The following is a 782-nucleotide window of genomic DNA, read 5'->3' on the forward strand; positions in this document are numbered from 1 at the left end:
CTGCGCCTGCCGTGTCCGCTGCGTGGGCTGCGTCCGCTGCGTGGGCTGCGTCCGCCGTGCCTGCCTTGCCTGCGGCTCCCGTGTCGCCCGCGGCTGTATCCGTCGCCGCTTCGGCGTCCGGTCCGAAGTTTCCGCCCGCTGGAACCGCCGCGATCTCCGCCAACGGCACCGCCCGTGCGCCGGCACCCAGCCACTGCGCGAGTTGCTGCGCCTTCTCCACCGAGCGCCCGGCCACCGTGATCTCATGTCCGGCATGCGCCCATCGGCGGCCCAATGCCTCGGCCAAGGTGCCGGTGCCGAGAATCGTGATTCGCATCCTGTGTGCCCCTTCGAGTTGTCGATCCGGCGCTACGGTAGGGGAGCCGATACGCACCGATCGGTGCGCGACGGATGGGTGATCATCACGGGATGAGCGGTTACGACGAGCATGCGGGCGAATTGGTCGCCGACTGCCGATTGCGCGCGGCCACAGACCTTTTCGCGCACACCTGGGATCCGGTGGTGCTGGTCGGACTGCTCGGCGGTGCCCGCCGACGCAGCCAACTACGGGCCGAGATCGGCGGGATCAGCGACAAGGCGCTCACCGAGGCATTGCGCCGGCTGCTCGGCCACGGCCTGATCGAGCGTCAGCGCTACGCGCAAGCGCCGCCCCGGGTCGAATACGCGCTGACACCGCTGGGGCGCAGCCTCGTCGAGGGGCCGATGCGCGCCCTCGGCGAATGGATCGAGATTCACGGCGACGCCCTATTGGATGCGGGCGAGCCTGAAGGGGAGCGTGAGGA

Annotated in this window: 2 protein-coding genes; one reads left to right on the top strand and one right to left on the bottom strand. The window is 70.1% G+C overall.

The window, feature by feature from the left end; all coding sequences use genetic code 11:
- Nucleotides 1-316 (bottom strand): NAD(P)-binding domain-containing protein (locus IRT45_RS36375; RefSeq protein ID WP_194810272.1); only part of this gene is annotated, 316 nt, incomplete at its 3' end.
- Between the two features lie 92 nt (nt 317-408).
- Between IRT45_RS36375 and IRT45_RS36380 the strand changes: the two genes are divergently transcribed.
- Nucleotides 409-782 (top strand): helix-turn-helix domain-containing protein (locus IRT45_RS36380; RefSeq protein WP_228536052.1); only part of this gene is annotated, 374 nt, incomplete at its 3' end.

Source organism: Nocardia sp. BSTN01, from assembly GCF_015354405.1.
GTDB lineage: Bacteria > Actinomycetota > Actinomycetes > Mycobacteriales > Mycobacteriaceae > Nocardia.